This window comes from Microcoleus sp. D2_18a_D3 (genome assembly GCF_036702455.1).
Taxonomy (GTDB): Bacteria; Cyanobacteriota; Cyanobacteriia; order Cyanobacteriales; family Microcoleaceae; genus Microcoleus.
Genome location: NZ_JAUBTK010000031.1, coordinates 39,902 through 63,226 on the forward strand (window position 1 = coordinate 39,902; position 23,325 = coordinate 63,226).

The window sequence follows — 23,325 nt, forward strand, 5'->3', positions numbered from 1 at the left end:
TAAGCCTATTGATCTTGTCTCGGCATTGAGAAACCCGGTTTCTTCAAGAAACCGGGTTTGGGAATGGACGATCGCCCAAATTCAAGCCTTAACTAGCCTTCTTCTGAGGAGCCATTATGCGTTCCACACTCATAGCAGCCACGCTCAACGTCACCACAGCCATGCCCAGAATTGCCACAGGCTGCAAATTCTCATTGATAATTATAAACGCAAAAAGTGCGGTCAGCGCTGGCCCCAAAGTGCCAATTACTGACGCTAAGGCTGCCCCCGCAAAGCGGATGGCAAAATTATTCAAAAGATAGCTAAACAGCGTCAGCACCCCTAAAACAACGCCTCCGATAATCAAACCAGGCCAAACATTTTGGTCTATTTTAGGAGAAAAATTGTCCGACAGCGGCACCCACAAACTTAGGGAGGAAAATACAAAAATTGCGGCGAAATTAACTAAACTAAAAGGAATTGGGTGCAGTTTGCCCGCGGCCATTTGCGTCAGCAATACGTAACCTGCAAAGGTAATCCCAGAAGCCAGTGCCGCAGCGACTCCCACTCCAACATTGCCGCCGTCCGGAGGTGGGGCCGCAAAACTCGGCCACCCAGCTAAAATCAGACCTGCGGTAATCCCGACTATCGCCAAAAAGCCGACTGTGGTGGGGCGAGAACCAAACAAGATCCAAGAACCTAGTACGGTGACGATCGGGTAAATAAAGAAAATCGTAATCGCAATCCCCGCTGGAATATTGCCGATCGCCAAATAAATCAAAACCTGAGACAAAAACAGAAAAAATGCGCTTCCTAAAACTTTACTCCACAAAGCTCGATCGCCCGACTGGAACAACCGTCTAATATCTTTCCACACAGAAGGATACAGAAATGTCGCCAATATCGGCATCAAAGCCATCACCACGATCAGCCGCATCAACAAAATCAACAAAGAATTTCCAAAGCCTGGAGTCACCACCCCCGGAAATTCAAACAACCCAAAAACCATCCGAGGATTTTTGCTTTTAATCAGAATTCTCAAACAAACATTAAACAGCGACAATACCACCGCCGAAGACAAAGCCAGCACCAAACCTGTCTGCACTTGAGAAGCTACTTTAGCGGGTGCCGTCGGTGGCGCTGAAGAAGGCTGTGGAACCGGTTCTCGCGGCGTTTCCGCAGGTGTTGGCGGCTGCAGAAGTTGCGGGCGGACAGAATTAAGAGAATTAGTTGATTCTTCGACATAGGAATCTTGAGCATCGAAAGGATTCTCAAGATATTCTTCTTCTTCTTCGAGTTCTTCCCTGATGCGGTTTACGAGATTTTGTAACAGCTCTTCCCCTTGCAGTTCCAAGGTTTTCATGTTGTTGAGCCGCACGGAAAGCTCGCTTTCGTAACTGGTTAAATCTTGTTCCAGCATCTGGAAACTGCGATCGATCCTTTCATCCAGCGCCGCCAGCAACTGCGAGGCGCGTTCGTCGTAGTTGCTCGGTGGCAGGGGTATCGGGAACTCGCCGCTGGGAATCGGGCTGCTGAGAGAATTTCCCGAATTAGCGCTGAGTTCGTTGAACCGCTGCACCAACAAATCCTGCAAATTGTGAGCCAAAACTTGAGCCAATTGCTTCAGCCACAATTGCTGCTGCTGAATGTATCGCCCCGACAGAGATTCCATTTGCTGAGACTGCAATTTGCGATATTGCTCCCGGAGGTCTTCAATATCTTCAATCAGGTGATTTTTTTCAGTTTGCAGCCGAGTAATGTCTTGATTTAACTGGCCTTTGACATTTTCATGCAAAGCGTCCAGTTCTTGCATTACTGAGTGGAGGACTTCTTCTGCTGATTGTGCATCCTCTGGCTCGCCCTTTGACGAGTATACGTTCCGCTGCGCCATTAGCCTATAACCTCTAATTTAAACTGCACGTTCACTGTTCTTAAGTATTTTGCCAAATCAGGCCGCAAGTTCTAGTGAGTGGCTCTAAAAGATTGCGGACACTGTTGAATCAATAGTAGTCGCTAAGCTACAAATGTGAGAAAATTGCGTGAAGCAAAGCTATCCGGTAGGGAATCGCCCCAAGAACACTTTGTGCAATTAGAAATCATACTACAGCATGACCTCTCCACGGATTGCTCCCGGTAATTCTCGCATCTAACTCACCCGATTGCACCCGAATCACAAGCCTAAGAGCCCGTTCCGCGACTAAATTTGATTGGGGGGTCGCACTCCTAGCCCCTCAATGGATAACTTGATGCTGCAGCCAGAAATCCGGTTTCTTTTGCCCGCCTTTCTGCCGCACTCCCGCACCCAGGTTTATGATTTTAACAGTTCCGATCTTTTGCTCGCGAAAGTTTTAAGAGGCGATCGCACCCTGAAAAAGCCACCCCGCGCCATCCAAAAATTAGCACATCCCATCCCCCAAGAGCAACAGATATGGCATCCGAAATTTATGACAATTCCTTGACAAGCGATATAGAAAAACTGAATATTTCCTCAGAAGCCGAAGTCTTTGTCTTTCCGGCATCATTTGCCCAGCAGCGCTTGTGGTTTCTCGACCAATTCGCACCGGAAAACCCTTTCTATAATGTAGTAACAGCACTGCGCTTAACTGGTTCCCTCAACTTAACAGCCTTAGAGCAAACCTTCAACGAAATAGTGCAGCGACACGAAACTTTGCGAACCACTTTTGCGGCGATATCAGGTCAACCAGTGCAGATAATCTCTTCTGCTTTCAAGACTAATTTAATACTATTAGAACTGCAACATTGGTCGCCAGAAATACGGGAAACCGAAGCAAAGAAACTCGCCGCCGCAGAATCTCTTCGCCCTTTCAATTTATCCACGGGGCCGCTGATGCGAGTAACCATCCTGCGGCTGACAGAAACCGAGCATATTCTATTGCTAAATATGCACCACATCGCCTCTGATGATTGGTCGATCGGGGTGCTAATTCGAGAAATAGAAGCTATCTATACAGCTTTGATAAATCAACAGCCATCTCCCCTGCCAGAATTATCTCTGCAATATGCCGATTTTGCCGAGTGGCAGCGCGAATGGCTGCAAGGCGAAGTATTAGAAACTCAGCTAGCTTATTGGCGGCAGCAATTGCACGGGATTTCGGTGTTAAATTTGCCCACCGATCGCCCTGCACCAGCTCGGCAAAATTATCGGGGAAAAACTCAATATTTAGAACTGTCTAAAAAGCTGAAGGACGCACTTGTAGCGCTCTCGCAGCGAGAAGGAGCGACTTTATTTATGACAATGCTCGCAGCATTTCAAACTTTGCTTTACCGCTACTCGCAACAAGAAGATATTGTGGTAGGTTCGCCGATCGCCAATCGCAACCGCAGCGAAATAGAATCATTAATCGGTTTTTTTGTCAATACTTTAGTGCTGCGAACAGACTGTTCGGGAAACCCGACATTTCGAGATTTTTTGGGCCGGGTGCGGGAAGTAACCCTGGGAGCTTATGCTCACCAAGATTTGCCTTTTGAGAAGCTCGTCGAGGAATTGCACCCAGAGCGATCGTTGAATCGCCACCCCTTGTTTCAGGTGGTATTCGGGCTGCAAAATGCGCCGCTTGACGAGCTAGAATTGCCAGAATTAAAGTTGAGTTCTTTTCCTTTAGAGACTCAAACAACGCGCTTTGATTTAGAGCTGTATTTGTGGGAAGCTTCCGATAACTTTAGGAGCAGATATGGCGAACATTGGGAAGATTCGGAAGGCCTCCGAGGCTTAGCTGTGTACAATACAGATTTATTTGATGAAGTTACGATCGCCCGAATGCTGAGGCATTTTAAAACGCTGCTGGAAAGCATTGTGGCTAATCCAGAACAAGGAATTGCTAACTTACCTTTATTGAGCGAGGATGAAGTGAATCAATTATTCAGAGAATGGAACGATACTCGGACAGATTATCCTCAAAATAAGTGCATTCATCAGTTATTTGAAGAGCGAGTCCAGCAGCATCTGGAGGATGTCGCCCTAACTTTCGAGGACCAGCACTTGACTTACAGAGAACTCAACAGTCGCAGCAACCAACTGGCGCGCTACCTGCAAAAACTGGGCGTGGGGGCGGAGGTTTTAGTGGGGCTTTGTGCAGAGCGATCGATCGACCTAATTGTCGGGATGTTGGCTGTACTGAAAGCGGGAGGAGCTTACCTACCGTTAGATCCGAGCTATCCGCGCGATCGGCTAAACTTGATGCTGGAAGATGCGCGAGTTAAAGTCTTGCTAATTCAGGATAAATTGATTGAGAATTTCCGAGACTTCTCAAACTCGGTGATTTACTTCGATCGCGACTGGGAACACATAGCCAAAGAAAGCACCGAAAATCCCGCCAACACCGCAACAGCAGACAACCTAGCTTACGTTATTTACACATCTGGATCTACAGGAAAACCCAAAGGAGTTGCTGTCACCCACAAAGCAGTAAATCGGCTGGTACTCAACACCAACTATATAAAAATAGAACCTACCGATAAAATTGCCCAAGCATCAAACGCTTCATTCGATGCAGCAACATTCGAGATTTGGGGAGCCTTGCTTAACGGCGCTCAACTCGTGGGAATTAGCACAAATATTACCCTTTCGCCACACGATTTAGCCTTAGAACTGCGCCAACAAGGCATCACCATCTTGTTTTTAACAACTGCCTTATTTAAACAAATTGCTAGAGTTTTACCGCAAGCTTTTAATTCGCTGCGCTGCTTGCTGTTTGGGGGAGAATCGGTCGATATGAGATGGGTTAAAAAAGTTCTCAAACACGCGCCAACCACTCAATTAATCCACGTTTACGGGCCTACAGAAAATACCACATTTTCGGCTTATTATTGCGTGCAAGACGTACCCGAAACCGCAACATCTATCCCCATCGGCCGCCCGATCGCCAACACGCAAATTTATCTCCTCGATGCGGATTTGCAGCCGGTGGCGATCGGTGTTATAGGTCAATTGTACGTCGGCGGTGACGGACTGGCGAAAGGCTACCTCAACCAGCCTGATTTAACTGCGGCTGCATTCATTCCCAATCCTTTTAGCAATAAATCTGGTTCTAGCCTTTATAAAACAGGTGATTTAGGCCGCTATCTGGTTGACGGCAACATCGAGTTTTTAGGTCGCGTTGACGACCAAGTAAAAATTCGCGGCTACCGCATCGAATTGGGAGAAATTGAAGCGGCTTTGTGCCAGCATCCACAAGTGCGCGAAGCAGTAGTAATTGTGAGAGAAGACATCCCAGACGATAAACATTTGGTAGCTTATGTTATTCCTGACGGTATTAATGAAAAATCCGAAACTCAAAATCTCAAGTCAAGTGACTTGCGCCAATTTTTGAAAGAAAAGTTACCAGGATATATGGTTCCTGCAACTTATGCAGTGTTGCAGAATATGCCACTGACGCCTAATGGCAAAGTAGACCGCCGCGCCTTGCCTGATATAGATACAGACAGCGAGGATCTAACAGAAAACTATGTAGCGCCTCGGACTGATCTCGAAAAGGCGATCTGGAAAATTTGGGCTAAAGTTTTGGGAAAACAGCAGGTTAGTATCTATGATAATTTCTTTGAACTAGGCGGGCATTCCCTGCTAGCAACTCAGTTGATTTCTCGCATCCGAGACGCTTTGCAAGTCGAGTTATCGGTCAGCAATTTTTTTGAGGCTCCGACTGTGGCGAGTCTGGCAAAATACATTGAAACAATGCGCTGGGCAGCGACTGGTTTGGATACTCCCAGAACAGACGAAAATGAGCGCGAAGATGTGGAATTTTAAGGGCTTACATAATTGGATGATTTTGATTGTTTTGTGGAATTGGCATTTGCCTGTCGGTAGAAATTACCGCAATGGGAACTGATATTCAAGTCTGCTTCACGAGGAGATGTAGACCTGTTACTTGCTAACCTCCTAAAGGCTGAGGCTGCCTATATACTTGCAAAATTGCTTGCAGGGCATTAAAAATAAGGGAGAAAATGTTTTCTCAACAGCCAGTCATCAAGAAAATCCGAAACGATGTCCAACCAAGCGTCTGACCGTCTTAAACAAAATGCTGAAAAAATTATGCGGATGTGGGAGAAGCGGGCGCGTGAGGAAGTCAGCGCATCAACGCATCAAGATTCTCTTGTCTTGCAAGATTCCCTACCTCTCTACTTAAACCAACTGGTAGATGAACTCTCAAACAGAATTGTCAGGACATCTGCCCGAATTACAGCCGACGAGGTAGAAAGTACGCGGATTGGCAAGCTGCATGGGCATGAACGGGCGGGGTATGCGGACTACTCCATGAGTCACCTCATTTTCGAGTATCACCTCCTCCGTCAAGTAATATTTCAAGTTTTAGAAGAAGAAGCACCTTTGGAAGTGCAAGATAGAGACATTATTATCGGCTCCATTGAGCAAGCCGTTAATGACGCGGCTACTCAATTCTCCGAAACGCTGCGAGATATTCAAGAACTATTTATGGTGACGTTAACTCACGACCTCAGAAATCCCATCAATGTCGTAAAAATGGGAACTCAACTAACTCTGCGGCGGCTTGAACGAGGAGACAGCCATATGGATGTGGCGGCGAGGATGCTCAGTGCGATCAATCGGCTGGATTCGATGATTCAAAATCTGCTTGATGCGAGTCGGCTGCGGGCAGGGCAGAGCTTAAAGATTGAATTTGAAGAATGCGATTTTGTGATGCTAGTCCAAGAGGTGGTAGAAGATTTGAGCTTCGCGTATGGAGAGCGGTTTGTTGTAGTCTCTAATTCTGAAATGAGGACTTTTTGCAGCCGTAAAGAAATACGGCGGGTGATTGAAAATTTAGCAATTAACGCTGTGAAATATGGTGCGCCTAGTACGCCTATTACACTCACGCTCCAGCAAACTGAAACGCAGATCAGCCTTACTATCCATAATGAAGGCGATCCGATCGCCCTAGACGCTCAATCCATCCTCTTTCAACAATTTCGTCGAACCATTTGTGCTGAGGAGCAAACCGGCTGGGGATTAGGATTATTTTTAGCAAAGAGTATTATTGAAGCCCATAAAGGGACACTTACGGTTGAAAGTGTAGAGGGCAAGGGGACAAGCTTTATTATCACTTTATCAAAGATTCTTCTTTAGTTCGGGACATTAAGACTAAGAAGAAAAATAGGGTATCCCCAGCCAGAACCTACAGGATTTTAACTCACATTTTTAGTCACGAAATTTCAGTGCAGAATGCCCTGACAGCTTCGGCAAACTGCTGGTTATGTTCCATTAATGCCATGTGTCCTCCTTTCTGTATAGTAACTAGCTCTGCTTGAGGTAATTCTGCTTTCATTCGCAGGCTAGCTGGGGGGGTAGTGGCGATATCTGAATCGCCGCAGATCACCAACACTGGAATGTCAATTGATGGCAAAGTTTTTGTTTCGTCAAATTTGAGCATTCCCAATGTGCCGCGAGCGAGAACGCCGGGAGAACCCAAGGCTGATAAGAAAGCGGAAAACTCTAATTGACCGCGCGTTTCAGTGCCTTTAAATCCCGATACTTCTACACTGATGTACAGTGAACCATTGAGATAGCTCAGCCAAGTCATTCCCCACATAATGGGTTCAAGAGCTATTGTGAGATAGAGCATAGGTTGGAGCAGCGGCTTCTGCAAAGCGCGCCATAAACCGCTAAAAATAGCGGTTTTGAGAGGATTAGTATAAGTCGTATCTACCAGAATTAAACCAGCTACTCGACTACCGAGAAGTTCTGGAAAAAGCCGACTGAATGTTAGAGCAATCATGCCGCCCATGCTGTGTCCGAGTAGGATAACAGGTTTAGTTCCTGCTATGGCAATGACGGCTTCGAGATCGCGGGCAAATTTTTCTAGGGAGTAGTCGCTGTTTTTTGGTCGAGTGGATTTTCCCAAACCTGGAAGATCCCAAACAATCACTCGGAAGCGATCGCTTAGTTGTCGTTTCGCGTAATACCAAACCATACTGTTCGGCCCCCAACCGTGGGAGAGAATAATCGGCTGTCCGTCCTCTGGGCCGTAGAATTCTACTTGTAAAATAGTGCCATCAGGCCTCTCTACCCGCTGCACCGTACCCGTCCGCGTCGGCTTCGGTTCGTCAGCACCGGGGCGGCGGAACAGGGGCAAACTGATAAAGCGGCCGCCAACAGACCAAAGAAGCATTAAGACTCCGCTGACTAAGTAGGAAATCCCTACAAGTTCGCCGATGTACCATTCGTAAATAATGTATATACCTCCGCCAAGTACCCCGATCGACAGCAGTCCTACCAGCCATAGGAACAGAAAATTGAAGGGCATGAACGGCATAAGCTGAAACCTTGGGTAGAATTTGGGTTGCGGATTCAAACAGAATCATACTCAGGTTAGGCCACAGTAGGCAAGGGGTAAGTTAAGCTCTTAGCTTGTGCGCTGGTGGAATTTCTTTTATATTTGCAAAAGTAATCATATCAATTCCGGCAGTCAGGCCGGAATGATATCAAATGCTTGCTTCAAAAGTCGGGCATCAAGTCGAATCAAGCTCGCAACAAATAATAATTCGCGCAATTTTCATTTTTTTGACCCGTCCGTCAACAGTCAACAGTCAACAGTCAACAGTCAACAATGATTCCGGTGCAACCGGAATCGATATCACAGGATGACTCAAAATGCCCGAGCCAAAAATATCGAGTTCATCGCCAAATGCCAGAGATTCTGTCACGGTGGAGTTAGTTGAGTTTTTATCTTACCTTCGCAGTCTAGATATTAATATTTTTGTTGAGGGCGAGATCCTGCGCTGCAACGCTCCCGAAGGAATTCTTACACCAGAACTGCGCGCCAAAATTTCTCAGAGAAAAGCAGAAATTATTTCCTTTTTAAAAGCAGCTAATCGTACTTCTAGTTTCACTGCTACACCGATTGTTCCTATGGGGCGGGACGGAAATCTACCGCTTTCCTTTGCACAGCAGCGCTTGTGGTTTCTCGACCAATTAGTCCCGAACAATCCTTTTTATAATGTTCCCGCAGCCTTGCGTTTGACAGGTTCGCTCAATTTTTCGGCGCTGCAACAAACTTTCAATGAAATTGTGCGCCGCCACGAAGCTTTACGCACGACTTTAGCAGTAGTTTCGGGGCAACCAGTTCAGAGAATAGCTGCTGCTTTCCACCTCCCTATTAATGTAGTGGACTTGCGAAGCTTGCCAAAGGAATCTCGACAAACTGAAGCAAACCGGCTCACCGCCCAGGAAGCTCAACGCTCTTTCAATTTGTCCAATGACTTGTTGCTGCGAGTCACATTATTGCAGTTAGATGATGCCGAATATTTACTAATGCTGAATATGCACCACATTGTCTCCGATGGTTGGTCAATCGGAGTGCTTATTCAGGAATTAGGCGCACTTTACACGGCATTTGCTAGCGAAAAACCTTCGCCTTTACCGGATTTGTCGATCCAGTATGCTGATTTTGCAAAATGGCAGCGCGAATGGCTGCAAGGGGAAGTTTTAGAAACGCAGCTTGCTTACTGGCGGCAGCAGTTAAACGGCATTTCTCTGCTAAATTTGCCTGCGGATAGACCCAGGCCAGCAATTCAAAGTTACCGAGGCAAAAGGCAATTTTTGCAACTGCCAAAACAACTGAGCGAGGCTTTAGAAACGTTGAGCCAGCGCGAAGGAGTGACGCTGTTTATGACTGTGCTGGCAGCTTTTAAAACGTTGCTTTACCATTACGCGCAGCAAGAAGATATTGTTGTAGGTTCGCCGATCGCCAATCGCAACCGCAGTGAAATTGAAGCATTAATCGGTTTTTTTGTCAACAGTTTGGTGCTGCGTACAGATTTGTCGGGAAATCCAACTTTTCGGGAACTTTTAAACCGAGTCAAAGAGGTAGCATTAGGAGCTTACGCTCACCAAGATTTGCCGTTTGAGAAGTTAGTAGAAGAACTGCACCCCGATCGCGCGTTGAACCAAAATCCCTTATTTCAGGTGGCGTTTGCGCTGCAAAACGCGCCGGGGAATCGGTTAGAATTGCCAGAATTAACACTGAGCCCGCAGCAGTTAGATGTGGGTACAGCGCGGTTTGATTTGGAGTTTCATTTGTGGGAGCGATCGCCCAACAGCTCGGGAAGCAACCAATCGCCCAGCAATAAGCTGTGGGTTGATAGCTCCGAGGGGATCAGCGGCATGGTTATTTACAGCGCCGATTTATTTGATGAAGCTACGATTGCGCGCCTGATCGGGCATTTTCAAACTCTGTTAGAAAGCATTGTGGCAAATCCCGAACAGCGAATTGCCAACTTGCAATATTTGAGCGCCAAAGAGCGCGATCGTTTGTTAGTTGAATGCAACAATACTCAGGCGGATTATCCGCAAGATTTGTGCATCCATCAGCTATTTGAAATGCAGGTCGATCGGACACCGGATGCGGTGGCGCTGGTATTTGGAGAGGAGCAAGTCACCTATCGAGAGCTAAATTTTCGCAGCAACCAACTAGCACGTTATCTGAAAAAAATGGGGGTTGGGGCGGAAGTTTTAGTCGGGCTTTGCTGCGGGCGATCGCTCGCTCTGATCGTGGGGATGTTGGGTATCCTGAAAGCGGGTGGAGCTTACCTAATTTTAGATCCGAGCTATCCTGCTGAGCGATCGAGCTTTATGGTAAAAGATGCTCAATTATCTGTTGTGTTAACTCAGCAGCAATGGGTAGAGAATTTGCGCTCGCCCCATTTACAGATAGTTCGTTTAGACACAGACTGGGAGATGATTTCCCAAGAAATCGCCGACAATCCCACCAGCGCCGCCACAGCCGAAAATCTGGTTTACGCGATTTACACCTCCGGCTCCACGGGAAAGCCGAAAGGAGTGGAAATTGAGCACAGGAGCTTGTTAAATCTCGTTTTTTGGCATCAAAGAGAGTTTGGGGTGTCAGCGGGCGATCGGGCAACGCAAATTGCTGCGATCGGCTTTGATGCTTGCGGGTGGGAAATTTGGCCTTATCTCGCCGCGGGATCTAGCATCTACTTTCCAGAAGATGACATCAGGCGAGATCCTGAAAAACTGCAAAACTGGTTAGTATCAAACGCCATCACCATTAGCTTTTTACCAACACCTTTAGCCGAGAAACTTTTGCTATTAGATTGGCCTCAAACAACAGCCTTGCGAATCTTGCTCGCAGGCGGCGAAAAACTGCAACAACATCCTTTAAAATCCCATCCATTTAAGCTAGTAAATAATTACGGCCCAACCGAAAACACCGTCGTCACAACTTCCGGTTATATTCCTGTAACAGAGCAAACAGACATCGCCCCCACAATTGGCAGCCCCATTGCTAACACTCAAATCTACATATTAGACAAATATTTGCAGCCCGTACCAATGGGGGTTGTTGGCGAATTGTACATCGGCGGAGACGGACTCGCTCGCGGCTACCTCAACCGCCCAGATTTAACCGCACAAAGCTTTATTCCCAATCCTTTTAAACCAAATTCAGGAGAGCGACTTTACAAAACCGGCGACTTAGTGCGCTACAGAGGCGATCGCAGCCTTGAATTTTTAGGACGCATTGACGAACAAGTAAAAATTCGCGGTTTCCGCATCGAATTAGGAGAAATCGAGACACTATTAACTCAACATCCCGCCGTGCAGCAAACTGTAGCAATAGCTTCGGAAGATGGACAGGGAGATAAACGTTTAGTAGCTTATATTGCCCTGAATCCAGAATATAGCAGTGCCAGGGAAAAAAACCAAATAATGCAATTGCAGGACGAACAGGTTTTGCAGTGGCAAATGCTCTACAATGAAACTTACAATCAACCTGCTGTTGACTCAGATCCAACATTTAATATTGTCGGCTGGAATAGCAGTTATACTAATCAGCCAATCCCAGCAGAACAGATGCGCGACTGGGCGAACAATCAAGCCGCCCAAATTTTAGCTTTGCAGCCTAGCCGAGTGTTAGAAATTGGCTGCGGCACGGGTTTGTTGCTGTTCCAAATAGCCTCTCGCTGCACTCAATATTGCGGCACAGACTTTTCACCTATTTCGCTCAACTATATTCGGCAGCACTTGGCAAATCAACAGTTAGCTAATGTAACGCTGCTTCAGAAAATGGCGACTGACTTTGAAGGAGTAGAGACAGCAGCTTTTGACGCAGTAATTCTCAACTCAGTCGTGCAATATTTCCCAAATATCGACTATCTCGTGCAGGTGCTAGAAGGTGCGGTGAAAGCAACTGCCCCCGGCGGTTTTATATTCATCGGAGATGTCCGCAGCTTGCCGTTGCTGGCAGCTTTCCACGCTTCGGTACAACTGTATCAAGCCGAACCTTCTCTCGCGGTCGAACAGTTGCAGCAGCGAGTACAAATGCAAATTTTTCAAGAAACAGAGTTAGTTATTGAGCCAGATTTTTTTGGCGCATTAAAGCACTGCTTTCCGCAGATTGACGGCGTAGAGATTCAATTAATTCGCGGTAGTCATCGCAATGAGTTAACTGCTTTTCGGTACAATGCGATTCTGCATATTGCGTCTGAAACAGCACGCCCAAAATCATCGCCAAAAGGGGAGCGGGGCGCAGAAAAACGGCTGGATTGGTTGGATGAAAATCATAATCTGACTGTTACCAAGGTGCAACAAATATTATTGCAAAATCAACTCGATGTTTTAAGAATTGCTAATGTGCCTAATGCGCCGGTAACGGCAGCAGTTAAGGCGGCAGAGTTGCTGTCTGTTGTCGATAAATTTCCCACAGCAGGTCAGTTGCAGAAAGCCGTGGAAAAAGTCGAGGATTTAGGAGTAGATCCCGAAGCTTGGTATGCTTTGGAAGTTCCGTATAATGTTAATATTAGTTGGTCTAATTCCGACAGTCAAGGGCGCTACGATGTAGTGTTTGCACGGGGCGAAATTAGAGATTTTGTGCGAGAAACCCGAAGCGATAACTTGCGTCCTTGGCGCTCTTATGCTAACAATCCCTTACAAGCTAAAGCAGCGCGTAAATTAGTGCCGCAGTTGCAGGCTTATCTAGCAGAAAAACTGCCGGAATATATGGTTCCGTCGGCTTTTGTGGTGCTGGAGTCGCTACCGGTGACGGCTAACGGAAAGGTCGATCGGCTCGCTTTGCCTGCACCGGAGCCGATTAAGTTAGAATGGGCTGGCGGTTATGTTGCGCCTCAGACTTCTATTGAGGAAGTTTTAGTAAAAATTTGGGCTGAGGTTTTGGGGATAAAGCGAGTGGGTATCCGGGACAATTTCTTTGAATTGGGAGGCCATTCGCTGCTGGCGACTCAGCTTGTTTCTAGAGTGCGAGATGCTTTCGGGGTAGAGTTGCCTTTGCGCCGGGTTTTTGAAGCACCGACAATTGCAGAATTATCTAAGATTGTTGAGAGTTTGAAAGATAAGAATTGTAAAAGTGATGCTCCGGCTTTAGTGCCGATTTCGCGCGATAGTCGGCGGCGGAAGCTATCATCTTTTAATGGACCTATTGCATAATTTTTTGATTGATAGAGCAACCGCAGATGAAGGGCAGATTAACGCTGATAAACGCAGATAATTTTAAGATGGTTTTTGGCGTGGGCAAGATGTTGAATGGAGAAAGTAAATAAAAAGGATGGCTGTTGAACAGGATGCAATTTCGATAAATATGCAGCAAGAAACAGAAGTTTTTGTATTTCCCGCATCATTTGCTCAGCAGCGGCTTTGGTTCCTCAATCAATTAGCACCGGGCAATCCTTTCTACAATGTCTCTACAGCCCTCCGCTTAACAGGTTCCCTCAACTTAAGATCCTTAGAGCAAACCTTCAACGAAATTGTGCAGCGGCACGAAACTTTACGCACCACGTTTACGCTTTTGGAAGGGGAACTCGTACAAATTATTTCTCCCATTTTAACCGTATCCCTCCCCACAATCGACTTACAAAATCTCTCGCCAGCTCAGCAGGAAACGGCAGCGCTGCAACTCGCAACTGATGCAGCGCAATGCCCTTTCGATTTAGCCGCCGGGCCGTTATTTAAAGTAACGCTGTTACAAATCAGTGAAACAGAATATATATTGTTGCTGAATTTACATCATATTGTGGCTGATGGTTGGTCGATTGGAGTGCTAATTCGAGAGCTGGGAACGCTCTACACCGCATTTGTAAAAAATGGGATCTCGCATTTACCAGCACTGCCCGTGCAGTACGCCGACTTTGCAGAATGGCAGCACCAATGGTTGCAGGGCGAAGTATTAGAAACGCAGTTAGCTTATTGGCGGCAGCAGTTAAACGGAATTACCGCACTCAATCTACCAACTGACAGGCAAAGACCAGCCGTTCCATCCTACCGCGGCGCTAAACAATTTATAACGCTATCACCTGCTTTGAGCGAGGCGCTAAAGTCATTTAGCCAGCAAGAAAGCGCGACTTTATTTATCACTCTCCTAGCCGCTTTTCAAACTTTGCTGTACCGCTATACAGGACAAGTAGATATTGCAGTAGGAACGCCGATCGCCAATCGCAACTTGAGCGAAATAGAAGCATTAATCGGTTTTTTTGTCAATAGTTTAGTGCTGCGTGCAGATTTATCAGGAAATCCAACTTTTCGGGAACTATTGCATCGGGTAAAAAACGTCGCAATGGCAGCCTACGCGCACCAAGATTTGCCCTTCGAGAAGTTGGTCGAGGAATTGCACCCCGATCGCGAGTTGAGCCGCAACCCCCTATTTCAAGTTAGTTTTAGCCTGCAAAACACTCCTGTAGCAGCGCTAGAATTGCCGGGAATCGTTGGAGAGGCGATCGACTTTGACGCGGGAACCGCCAAGCTAGATTTAGAGTGCCACTTGTGGGAAAATGCAGGAAGTATTCAAGGGCAATTTGTCTACAGCACAGACTTATTTGATAGCGGCACAATTGCGCGCATGGCGGGACATTTCCAAACGCTGCTCGAAGCCATTGTTGCCAATCCCAAACAGCACCTCAGCGACTTGGCTTTGCTGACAGCGCCAGAATACCAGCAATTATTAATCGATTGGAATGACACTCAGAGAGATTATCCGCAAAACCAGTGTTTCCATCAGCTATTTGAAGAGCGAGTCGCGCGATCGCCCGATGCTGTAGCCGCCGTCTTTGAAAACCAGCAGTTAACCTACCGCCAACTCAACAGCCAAGCCAACCAACTTGCACGTTACTTGCAGCAATTGGGAGCAGCACCAGAAGTTTTAGTGGGCCTTTGTGTAGAACGTTCCTTAGATGCGATCGTCGGATTGCTAGGCATTATCAAAGCAGGCGCAGCCTACCTGCCTTTAGATCCAACTTATCCTCAAGAGCGGCTTAACTTCATGTTAGAAGATGCTCAGGTGTCGATTTTGGTAACTCAGCAGCACTTAGCCAAAAACTTGACGCAGCCGGAAAATTACGAAGTTTTTTCAGTAGTGTGTTTGGACTCCGACAGAGAAATTATCGCCCGACAAAGCCCAGAAAATCCAACTACAAATATCCTACCCGAAAACCTAGCCTACGTCATTTACACATCTGGTTCAACCGGAAAACCCAAAGGCGTTTTAATCGAACATCGGGGACTCTACAACTTAGCCCTAGCTCAAATAGAAGCTTTTAACTTAAACTCAAATCACCGCATTTTGCAATTCGCATCCCTGAGCTTTGATGCCTCAATCTTTGAGATTGTCATGGCCTTGGGAACCGGAGCAACACTTTACTGTGCCAAGAAAGAATCTTTGTTGCCCGGACAAACATTAATCCAATTTTTGCAGGATAATGCTATTACTCACGCTACCCTCCCGCCCTCGCTGCTAGCTGTCCTTCCAAACGCCGAACTTCCCGCACTGCAAACAATCATCTGTGCTGGCGAATTCTGTTCCCCGGATATTGTTAAACGCTGGGCTTCTGGGCGCCGATTTTTTAACGCTTACGGCCCTACAGAAGCGACAGTCTGGTCAAGTTTGGCCGAAATTGGCGATAGCAAAAAACCGCCCATCGGCCGCCCAATAGCTAACACTCAACTATATATTTTAGATAAAAATTTACAGCCTGTACCCGTGGGAATTCCCGGTGAATTGTACATCGGTGGCAGCGGTTTGGCGCGAGGCTACCTGAACCGCCCCGAATTAACCGCCCAGCGATTTATTGCTAATCCCTTTAGCCAAAAAGCAGGAGAACGAATTTATAAAACTGGTGACTTAGCTCGCTATTTTCCCGACGGCAATATTGAGTTTTTAGGCCGCACTGACGAACAGGTAAAAATTCGCGGTTATCGAATAGAATTGGGAGAAATTGAAGCGCTACTGGTTCAGCATCCAGCAGTCAAAGAAACAGCGGCGGTTGCTGTGGATGATTTGTCTGGCAACAAACGCCTAGTTGCTTATGTCGTCCCCAATCAAAATCAGACGATTAATCCTGTGGAAATACGCAACTTCCTCAAACAACAACTGCCCAATTACATGATTCCCAGTGCTTTTGTGGCGATGGATTTTCTGCCCCTAACTCCCAATGGCAAAATTGACCGCCTGCGCCTACCTGTACCGGGAACTTTAACTAGCAATTCAATAGATAAAAGCTGCCTTGCACCTCGCACGCCAACCGAGTCAACCCTCGCCAAAATTTGGGCCACAATCCTCAATGCAGAGTGCGTTGGCATTCGCGACAACTTCTTCGATTTGGGTGGAGATTCCCTGCTGGCAATCCGCCTCATCAATGAGATTAACCAGCAATTTGAGCGCGAGTTGCCGCTGTCTGCTCTTTTTTTAAATCCGACAATTGAAGGTTTAGCCGATTCGCTAAATTCAGGAACAAATTCTCTGGAATGGTCGCCTTTAGTTGCAATTAAGCCTCGCGGTAAAAAGCCCCCGTTCTTCTGCGTCCATCCCATCTTTGGCGTGGTATTTCCTTATGTCGAGTTAGCATTTCAACTAGGAGAAAATCAACCGTTTTACGGGCTGCAACCAAAGGGTATTGACGGCGAAAGTTCTCCGTTAACTAGCATTGAAGACATGGCGACTGACTACATCGCAGCCTTGCGTACCGTTCAACCAAAAGGGCCTTATTTTTTAGGAGGTTGGTCTTTTGGAGGTTTGGTTGCTTTTGAGATGGCTCAACAGTTGCTCGCAGCGGGGGATGAAGTGGCTTTACTTGCTGTGCTGGATACTTTAGCGCCGGTTTCTGCTAACAAACCTTCTTTTTGGGACGGTTGCAAGTTTATTCTGACTACTGTTTCTCGCTCTATCTGGCCTTTTGTAGTAGATTATTTTCGCTTGGTGGCTGCTGCGGAAAATGTTCAAAGTGGCGGTATTGCTGCCAAATTCCCGAAATTAAATAAGATGCTTAATTTGGCAGCTAATTTTTTGCATCGCTGGAATTGGAAACAGGCCGTTATGGTTAGCATCCTATCTCAGGAGTCAAAAGAACGGAGCTGGCGCGAGCTGGCAATTCCCTCAATGTTTACTGTATTTCAGGCTAATAGTCAAGCAACTCTCAGCTATGTACCGAAAATTTATCCGCAGCGAATTACTCTGTTTAGATCGAGGGAAAAGCTAAGCATGAATCATCAAGATCCGACTCTTGGGTGGAGTGAATTAACGACGCAAAAAGTAGAGGTGATTAGAGTTCCTGGAAATCATCTTACTATGTTGAGAAAGCCTAACGTCGAGGTGCTGGCTCAAAAGCTGAAGCATTGCTTTGAGGAGGAATTAAGTGATTGAGGAACCCGCGTGCTTGTGTGTCGAATAAAATAATCTTTATCACGTTTGTAGTGAGGACTAAAGTCCTCAGAGTTTTATGAGACTAAAGGGACACGGCATTGCGGTGTCCCTACTGTACTGGAATACGCTTTATCACGCTTGTAGTTAGGATGTCAAAAAATTGCGATCGCCCGAAGAACACTTTTTGCAACTAGAAATCATCATGCAGCGCCACGCCGCAGCACTCGAAGCTGAAGTCAGAGCTTTGCAAGCCGCTGACGAAACCGCCCAGTGGCCTCCTGACTGGAAACGTTGCTATAATTGGCGTTTCGCTAAAATTTTCGCTTCAGTGAAGATTTTTCGCAACTGGGGTGCAGATGCTGCGGCTTGGAAGCTTTTGCCTTCACGAGTTTATCCCAACCGAGGCAATCAGAAGGATTAGTGGGGTTGCTGATTCACGGTATGAATAAACTTTTCGCTTGATGTTACAAAACTCACTCTACTTGGCTTATAGCCATTCCGAAAACTTGAATTCATACTTGTATTCAGCAACGCAGAAATTCGAGTAGATGATTTAGCAAGAGCCTTACCCTCCGAAACTTTCACGCTTATTCAACTCCCAGGAGAAAAACCCAGAACGTTATGGGTAGCGACAATGGAAATCGAGTTATCAAAGTATACAGGCAAGAAAGTAGTAGCCATCGTCATGAATGCGGCGACTGTCGAACAAGCCAGTGAAATTGATTATTTGATGACTAATGTGGAGTTATCAACAGCAACATAAGAGTGGGTAGTAAAGACCTACTCCCAAAGAAATTGGGTAGAAGTTTTCTATCGATAAGCCAAGGGATGGTTAGGGTTAAAAGAATATCAAGTGAGAGATAAACGCAGTCTAATGAGGCATTTAATTTGGGTATTTTGTGCCTACAGTTTTATCCTCTGGCATACCAAAACCTGCGGATTAAGACGTAGATGGGCAAATAAACCTTTAAACACCTTTACGGAAGCGCTTGAAGCATTTCGGACAGCAATATCTTTTAGGTTGGTCAAGTGGCTGAATGAAAATTGGGACGTATTCTCTGCTTACAAAGCTAGTTTGGGCTTTATTTGGGCTTGAAATTTGTTTAAGTCCCGTTAAAAATATCCCTCTAGAAGTACGGTCTCAATATCCAGAAATTGAGTGGCGAAAAATCACCGGACTCAGAAATATCCTTATTTTTTCAGACATTAGATGTAAATATGCTCAAAATCTGTCATCTTTAAGATATAGATTTATGGTGAGTGTTTATTCCTTTTCTAAGCTATTTGTATTTTAGATAACAAATTTTAAAAGAATAAGCCTGAATAATATATTTGCTTTGATCTAGATGGATCAGGGGATTAGAGACATTTACCATAAAAAAGCAAGCTATGCCGAATCGACGTGATTTTCTTCTTGGTGGGAGTGTAGCTGCGGCTGCGACCTTGTTACCAAATAAATTGACTGCTCAAACTCCAACCAATCGACCGGAAATCGCAGCTTTACAGGAAGGATATGTGGGACAGTATCAGGGTGGTGTGTACTTACTGCCCGCCAATGATGAAACAGTCCAATGGGGTTGGTTTAATAATGCAGAGACACCCCGCGCTCGGATTAAATCAGGGGACACCGTTGTCCTGGAAACCATGATGGCTTCCATGAATCAAGTTTTGCCGGGGGTATCGATCGAAGAAATTACTAGACTGCGGGTAAATAATCCCGGTCGTGGACCCCATACGATTACAGGGCCGATCTTTGTAGAGGGCGCAGCACCCGGAGATACTCTCAAAGTTAAAATTAATCGGATTGTGCCTCGTACCTATGGCTCCAACTGGAACCTGCCGGGTAATCTTGCCCTAGGGCAATTCCCAACTAGCTTCCCTGAACCCCAAGTAAAACATTTCTTCCTTGACCTCAAGCGTGGGGTTACAGAATTTTTGCCGGGGATTGAATTACCTGTGCGTCCGTTCCCCGGTATTCTTGGGGTGGCGAGGGCTGAAAGTGGACAATATAGCACCGTACCCCCTGGACCTTTTGGCGGAAACCTCGACTGTAGAGAATTAGTAGAAGGCACAACGATTTACTTACCAGTGTTTGTGGATGGAGCTTTATTGTGGTCTGGGGATTCCCATGCGGTGCAAGGTAATGGTGAGATTAATTTAACAGCGATCGAGTCTGCCTTTAATGAACTGAACCTGACTGTAGAAGTAATTAAGGGTAAACGCCTGACTTGGCCACGGATTGAGTCAGATACTCATTGGATAACGATGGGTTATGATCGAGACCTCAATATTGCGATCGATATTCTGGAAGAAGAAACCCTAAAATTTCTTGCTGAATCTAAAGGCTTAAACAGTAATGAAGCTCGTCAATACATGGCAAACTACGGTGATTGTCGAGTAGCAGAGGTGGTCAATCAACTAAAAGGGGTCTATTGCATGTTACCGAAACAACCAACTCCAGTCCTTGCCCCTAACCCTACCACTGATACCTCAGATAGTTTTGTCACCCATGCCATCGATGGTGATGCAATGCAGGCTATGAACGTGGCGGCCATGAGTCTAATTGAGAGAATGCAGACCCTAAAAGGACTTGTACCTCTTGATGCCTATTCCCTTGCCAGTTTAGCTATGGATGCACGGATTGGCAAAATAGAGCCGGGAGCAAAACATCTACATTGCTTGATGCCCAAGTCTCTTTGGGTCAGAAGTTAACAGCAGTTTGCGTTCAGATAAGTGGTGGTGCGCTCCCCCTAAATCCCCCTATGTCCTTTGGACAGGCTACGCCAACAAAAGGGGGACTTGAAGATCATTAACTTGGCTTACCAGAATTAAATTTGGGCGTTGCTGATTCACGGTATGAAGCAACTTTTCGCTTGATGTTACAAAACTCACCCTCCGAGGGCTTATAGCAATTCCGAAATCTTCCATTCATACCTGTATTCAGCAACGCCGGATTAGTTAACTGTTGACTGTTGACTGTTGACTGATGACTGTTCTGAAATGCCTCAATCTAAAATCTAAAATTGCCCAATGGATTGCGCGATGCTGAAGATGATAGCAGCCAAACCTGCTGCGATCGGAATTGTCACCAGCCAAGCCGAACCAATTGACAGCAAAGTTTGCAAGCGTACTGATTTCCAAGCTTTGATCAGCCCCACTCCGACAACTGCACCCACTAAAGCGTGGGATGTGGAAACTGGCAAACCGAAGCGGGATGCTAGCAAGACTGTGGTGGCTGTGGCTAATTCCGCGCAAAATCCGCCGCTTGGTTGGAGTTCGATGATCTTTTCGCCGACTGTGGCAATTACATTTTTGCCCCAGATGGTTAAACCGATGACTATTCCTGCGCCTCCGAGGACTAAAATCCACAGGGGAACGCTGAAATCTTCTGAGGGAAAGGAACCTGTGCGCCGGATGTAGGCGATCGCAGCTAGGGGAGCAACTGCATTTCCTACGTCGTTGGAACCGTGGGAAAATGCTACAAAACAGGCGCTCAAGACTTGAAATCTCGCCATTTGTTGCTCGATGAGAGAGTGGCGGGGAGGGGGAGAGGGGGAGAGGGGGAGAGTGGGAGATTGGGAAAATATTCCCTCTTTCTTATTCCTTGCATCCGTTACATCCGTTACATCCGTTACAAAATCCGCTGCCGAACCTTCTTCCTTCTCAACTGATTCTAATTTTTTCCAGCTATTGAGTGTCAAGCCGATCGCAGCTATTGCCCCGATGCCAATGACAATATCGTGAATTGGAAGATTCCAGCCAAATCGATCGTGCGCGGCGGCGATCGCCCCTGTCTGCACCAAAGCAACATCCACAACAGACGGCAGTACAATTATCCCAAATACGCTCAGCATTGCTGCACTCAGCCAAGGTATCCACTCGCGCATTTGAGATAGAGGATCTGGTCGATCGAGAATCGAATACTTCACCACACTGTAAAATAGTGCGGCTAAAGCACCGCTGGCAACAGGTGTCGCCACCCAAGTTAGGGAGATAGTGCCGATGGTTCGCCAATCAACTGCATTAATTCCGGCTGCAACACAGCTAAAACCGGCGATCGCGCCCACCACTGCATGGGATGAAGAAACCGGCAAACCTCGACTGGTAGCGATTTGCAGCCATATCCCGCAAGCTATCAGCACTGACACCATCCCGATTAAAAATACTTGCGGTTTGGCCGCGAACACTTCTGCATTCACCACTCCTGTTGCCAGAGTTTCGGAAACTCCTTGCCCGAACAGCACTGCGCCGGAAAACTCCAGTATGCCTGCAACAATTATTGCCTGCCGCAGCGTTAGCGCCTTCGAGCCTACGGATGTCCCCATCGAGTTAGCGACATCGTTGGCCCCCAAGTTGGCGGCGACGTACAAGGCCAGTGCGGCCATTGCCCCTAGTTGCAGAAATACGACCCCAGAGGTATCTAACATAGAAATTTTTTGACATAAAACGGGCATTTCGATATATGATAATGGATTGTGAGTTTTGGTAAATCCCGTCAGTAACCCAGGTCTAAAAGACACTGGGCTTGCAAGAGCAATTCCCGCAAGCCGTACTGACCAGCCTCAGTCTTAACTGACTACGTTTTTTGAGTCACGACACCTGGAAATGCGTAGCTAGTTTCCTGCTCTGTCATTTGCAATTAAACAGTCTTAAGGTCACTGAGACAGTGTTGCAAGTCTAAAAAGCTCTTAAAACATGGGCGAAGCTAACATTACTGGAATGGCAAGGCGCTCCCGGCAATACAGGGATTAGACAAGTACCATTCCTCTACTTGTCTAGCCCCGAAAGGGGTAGGCGGTTTAAACCGCTCGTGTCGTTTCCCTCTCTTGGCTCAAGCCACTGAGTGTCCCACTTACCGAGTTTTTTTATGAAAGGCGCAGAAATAATCCGTTCTATCGAAACGGCAGAAATAGATAGAGTCAAGCAAGAACTCAATAAACAAGTTCCCGAAATTTACGTGGGCGACACAGTGCGAGTCGGCGTAAGAATTAAAGAGGGTAACAAAGAACGGGTTCAGCCCTACGAAGGGACTGTGATTGCTATGCGTAACGGTGGGATTAATGAAACAATCACCGTTCGCCGCGTGTTTCAGGGCGTCGGAGTGGAACGGGTGTTTTTGATTCACTCGCCCCGAATCGCCACGATCCAAGTGATGCGCCGCGGGAAAGTCCGCAGAGCAAAACTTTACTACCTGCGCGATCGGGTGGGCAAAGCTACTCGCGTCAAACAGCGGTTCGATCGCTCCCTGTAGGAATGCACCCAGCTTCCATTTGGTTCATGGTTCATGGGAAATTAAAAAATTTCAAAAAAAAGTTTCCCATTTACGAGCGCACTGTGTTAAAATAGAAATCTAGAGGTTAAGCGAATTTCAGCAACCTCACCTGTGCGCTCTTAGTTCAGTTGGTAGAACGCAGGTCTCCAAAACCTGATGTCGGGGGTTCAAGTCCTCCAGGGCGCGCTGAATCACCAAACATTAAATTCTGCCCGAAAGCGCCCGGACTATTGGCTGGCAACAGTCAAAACCGCAAACTTTCGGGTAGAATTAATTTTTGTGGGCGGTTCGCAAAAAATGCCATTAACAAATGCTCGGTGTGGCTTCTCGATCGTCGGTTTCGGCGATCGGCATTTACGCCGTTGATTGGTTGGGCTTGTAAAAAAGTCGTGGCTTTAGATTTGAGATTTGGGACTTGGGCGTAAGTGGTTAGTGTCACAA

General features: G+C 46.6%; 13 protein-coding genes, 1 tRNA gene and 1 pseudogene. 11 read left to right on the top strand and 4 right to left on the bottom strand.

Going from position 1 to position 23,325, the window contains the following annotated elements:
• Positions 1-88: 88 nt before the first annotated feature.
• Entirely contained in the window at positions 89-1,870 is a 1,782-nt protein-coding gene (locus QUB06_RS16175) for an EamA family transporter (RefSeq protein WP_333436128.1), read from the bottom strand.
• Between the two features lie 355 nt (positions 1,871-2,225).
• On the opposite strand from QUB06_RS16175, the gene QUB06_RS16180 reads away from it, so the two are divergent.
• The 3 genes from QUB06_RS16180 (at position 2,226) to QUB06_RS16190 (ending at position 7,078) form a co-directional block, all read left to right on the top strand.
• The gene (locus QUB06_RS16180; RefSeq protein WP_333436129.1) at positions 2,226-2,438 is read left to right on the top strand and encodes a hypothetical protein; all 213 of its coding nucleotides are present in this window, start codon (positions 2,226-2,228) and stop codon (positions 2,436-2,438) included.
• Positions 2,408-5,743 carry an amino acid adenylation domain-containing protein gene (locus QUB06_RS16185; protein ID WP_333436130.1) on the top strand — a complete coding sequence of 1,112 codons (3,336 nt, stop codon included), beginning with the start codon at positions 2,408-2,410 and terminating at the stop codon, positions 5,741-5,743. Before QUB06_RS16180 ends, QUB06_RS16185 begins: the two co-directional genes overlap by 31 nt.
• A 237-nt stretch (positions 5,744-5,980) precedes the next feature.
• Entirely contained in the window at positions 5,981-7,078 is a 1,098-nt protein-coding gene (locus tag QUB06_RS16190; protein WP_333436131.1) for a HAMP domain-containing sensor histidine kinase, read from the top strand.
• Positions 7,079-7,154: 76 nt separating this feature from the next.
• Here QUB06_RS16190 and QUB06_RS16195 read toward each other — a convergent pair whose 3' ends face one another.
• On the bottom strand, positions 7,155-8,264 hold the full coding sequence (locus QUB06_RS16195; protein ID WP_333436132.1) for an alpha/beta hydrolase: 1,110 nt from the start codon (positions 8,262-8,264) through the stop codon (positions 7,155-7,157).
• A gap of 338 nt (positions 8,265-8,602) precedes the next feature.
• Between QUB06_RS16195 and QUB06_RS16200 the strand changes: the two genes are divergently transcribed.
• The 6 genes and pseudogenes from QUB06_RS16200 to QUB06_RS16220 all read left to right on the top strand — a co-directional run bounded on the left by QUB06_RS16200 (position 8,603) and on the right by QUB06_RS16220 (position 20,324).
• The gene (locus QUB06_RS16200) at positions 8,603-13,411 is read left to right on the top strand and encodes an amino acid adenylation domain-containing protein (protein ID WP_333436133.1); all 4,809 of its coding nucleotides are present in this window, start codon (positions 8,603-8,605) and stop codon (positions 13,409-13,411) included.
• A 118-nt stretch (positions 13,412-13,529) separates the two neighbouring features.
• Positions 13,530-17,612: an amino acid adenylation domain-containing protein gene (locus tag QUB06_RS16205; RefSeq protein ID WP_333436134.1), complete on the top strand. Its 4,083-nt coding sequence runs from the start codon at positions 13,530-13,532 to the stop codon at positions 17,610-17,612.
• Between the two features lie 160 nt (positions 17,613-17,772).
• Positions 17,773-18,033: a hypothetical protein gene (locus QUB06_RS16210; RefSeq protein ID WP_190663911.1), complete on the top strand. Its 261-nt coding sequence runs from the start codon at positions 17,773-17,775 to the stop codon at positions 18,031-18,033.
• 117 nt (positions 18,034-18,150) lie between these two features.
• A pseudogene (locus tag QUB06_RS16215) lies at positions 18,151-18,708 on the top strand (IS701 family transposase); the annotation flags it as partial.
• Complete coding sequence (locus QUB06_RS34710) at positions 18,650-18,907, top strand: HepT-like ribonuclease domain-containing protein (RefSeq protein ID WP_445251389.1); 258 nt, start codon at positions 18,650-18,652, stop codon at positions 18,905-18,907. The pseudogene QUB06_RS16215 and the gene QUB06_RS34710, both read left to right, overlap by 59 nt.
• Positions 18,908-19,001: 94 nt before the next feature.
• Positions 19,002-20,324 (top strand): acetamidase/formamidase family protein, encoded by a 1,323-nt coding sequence (locus tag QUB06_RS16220; protein WP_333436135.1) that lies wholly within the window; start codon positions 19,002-19,004, stop codon positions 20,322-20,324.
• A 305-nt stretch (positions 20,325-20,629) separates the two neighbouring features.
• Here QUB06_RS16220 and QUB06_RS16225 read toward each other — a convergent pair whose 3' ends face one another.
• A complete protein-coding gene (locus tag QUB06_RS16225; RefSeq protein ID WP_445251390.1) occupies positions 20,630-22,066 on the bottom strand; it encodes an inorganic phosphate transporter in 1,437 nt (478 codons plus the stop codon).
• Positions 22,067-22,479: 413 nt separating this feature from the next.
• Between QUB06_RS16225 and rplS the strand changes: the two genes are divergently transcribed.
• Together rplS and QUB06_RS16235 are read left to right on the top strand one after the other, a co-directional pair.
• Complete coding sequence (gene rplS / locus QUB06_RS16230) at positions 22,480-22,863, top strand: 50S ribosomal protein L19 (RefSeq protein ID WP_333054363.1); 384 nt, start codon at positions 22,480-22,482, stop codon at positions 22,861-22,863.
• A 134-nt stretch (positions 22,864-22,997) separates the two neighbouring features.
• Positions 22,998-23,070 (top strand) — tRNA-Trp (locus QUB06_RS16235).
• A 58-nt stretch (positions 23,071-23,128) separates the two neighbouring features.
• Here QUB06_RS16235 and QUB06_RS16240 read toward each other — a convergent pair.
• A complete protein-coding gene (locus tag QUB06_RS16240; protein ID WP_333322330.1) occupies positions 23,129-23,323 on the bottom strand; it encodes a hypothetical protein in 195 nt (64 codons plus the stop codon).
• Between the last annotated feature and the right edge of the window lie 2 nt (positions 23,324-23,325).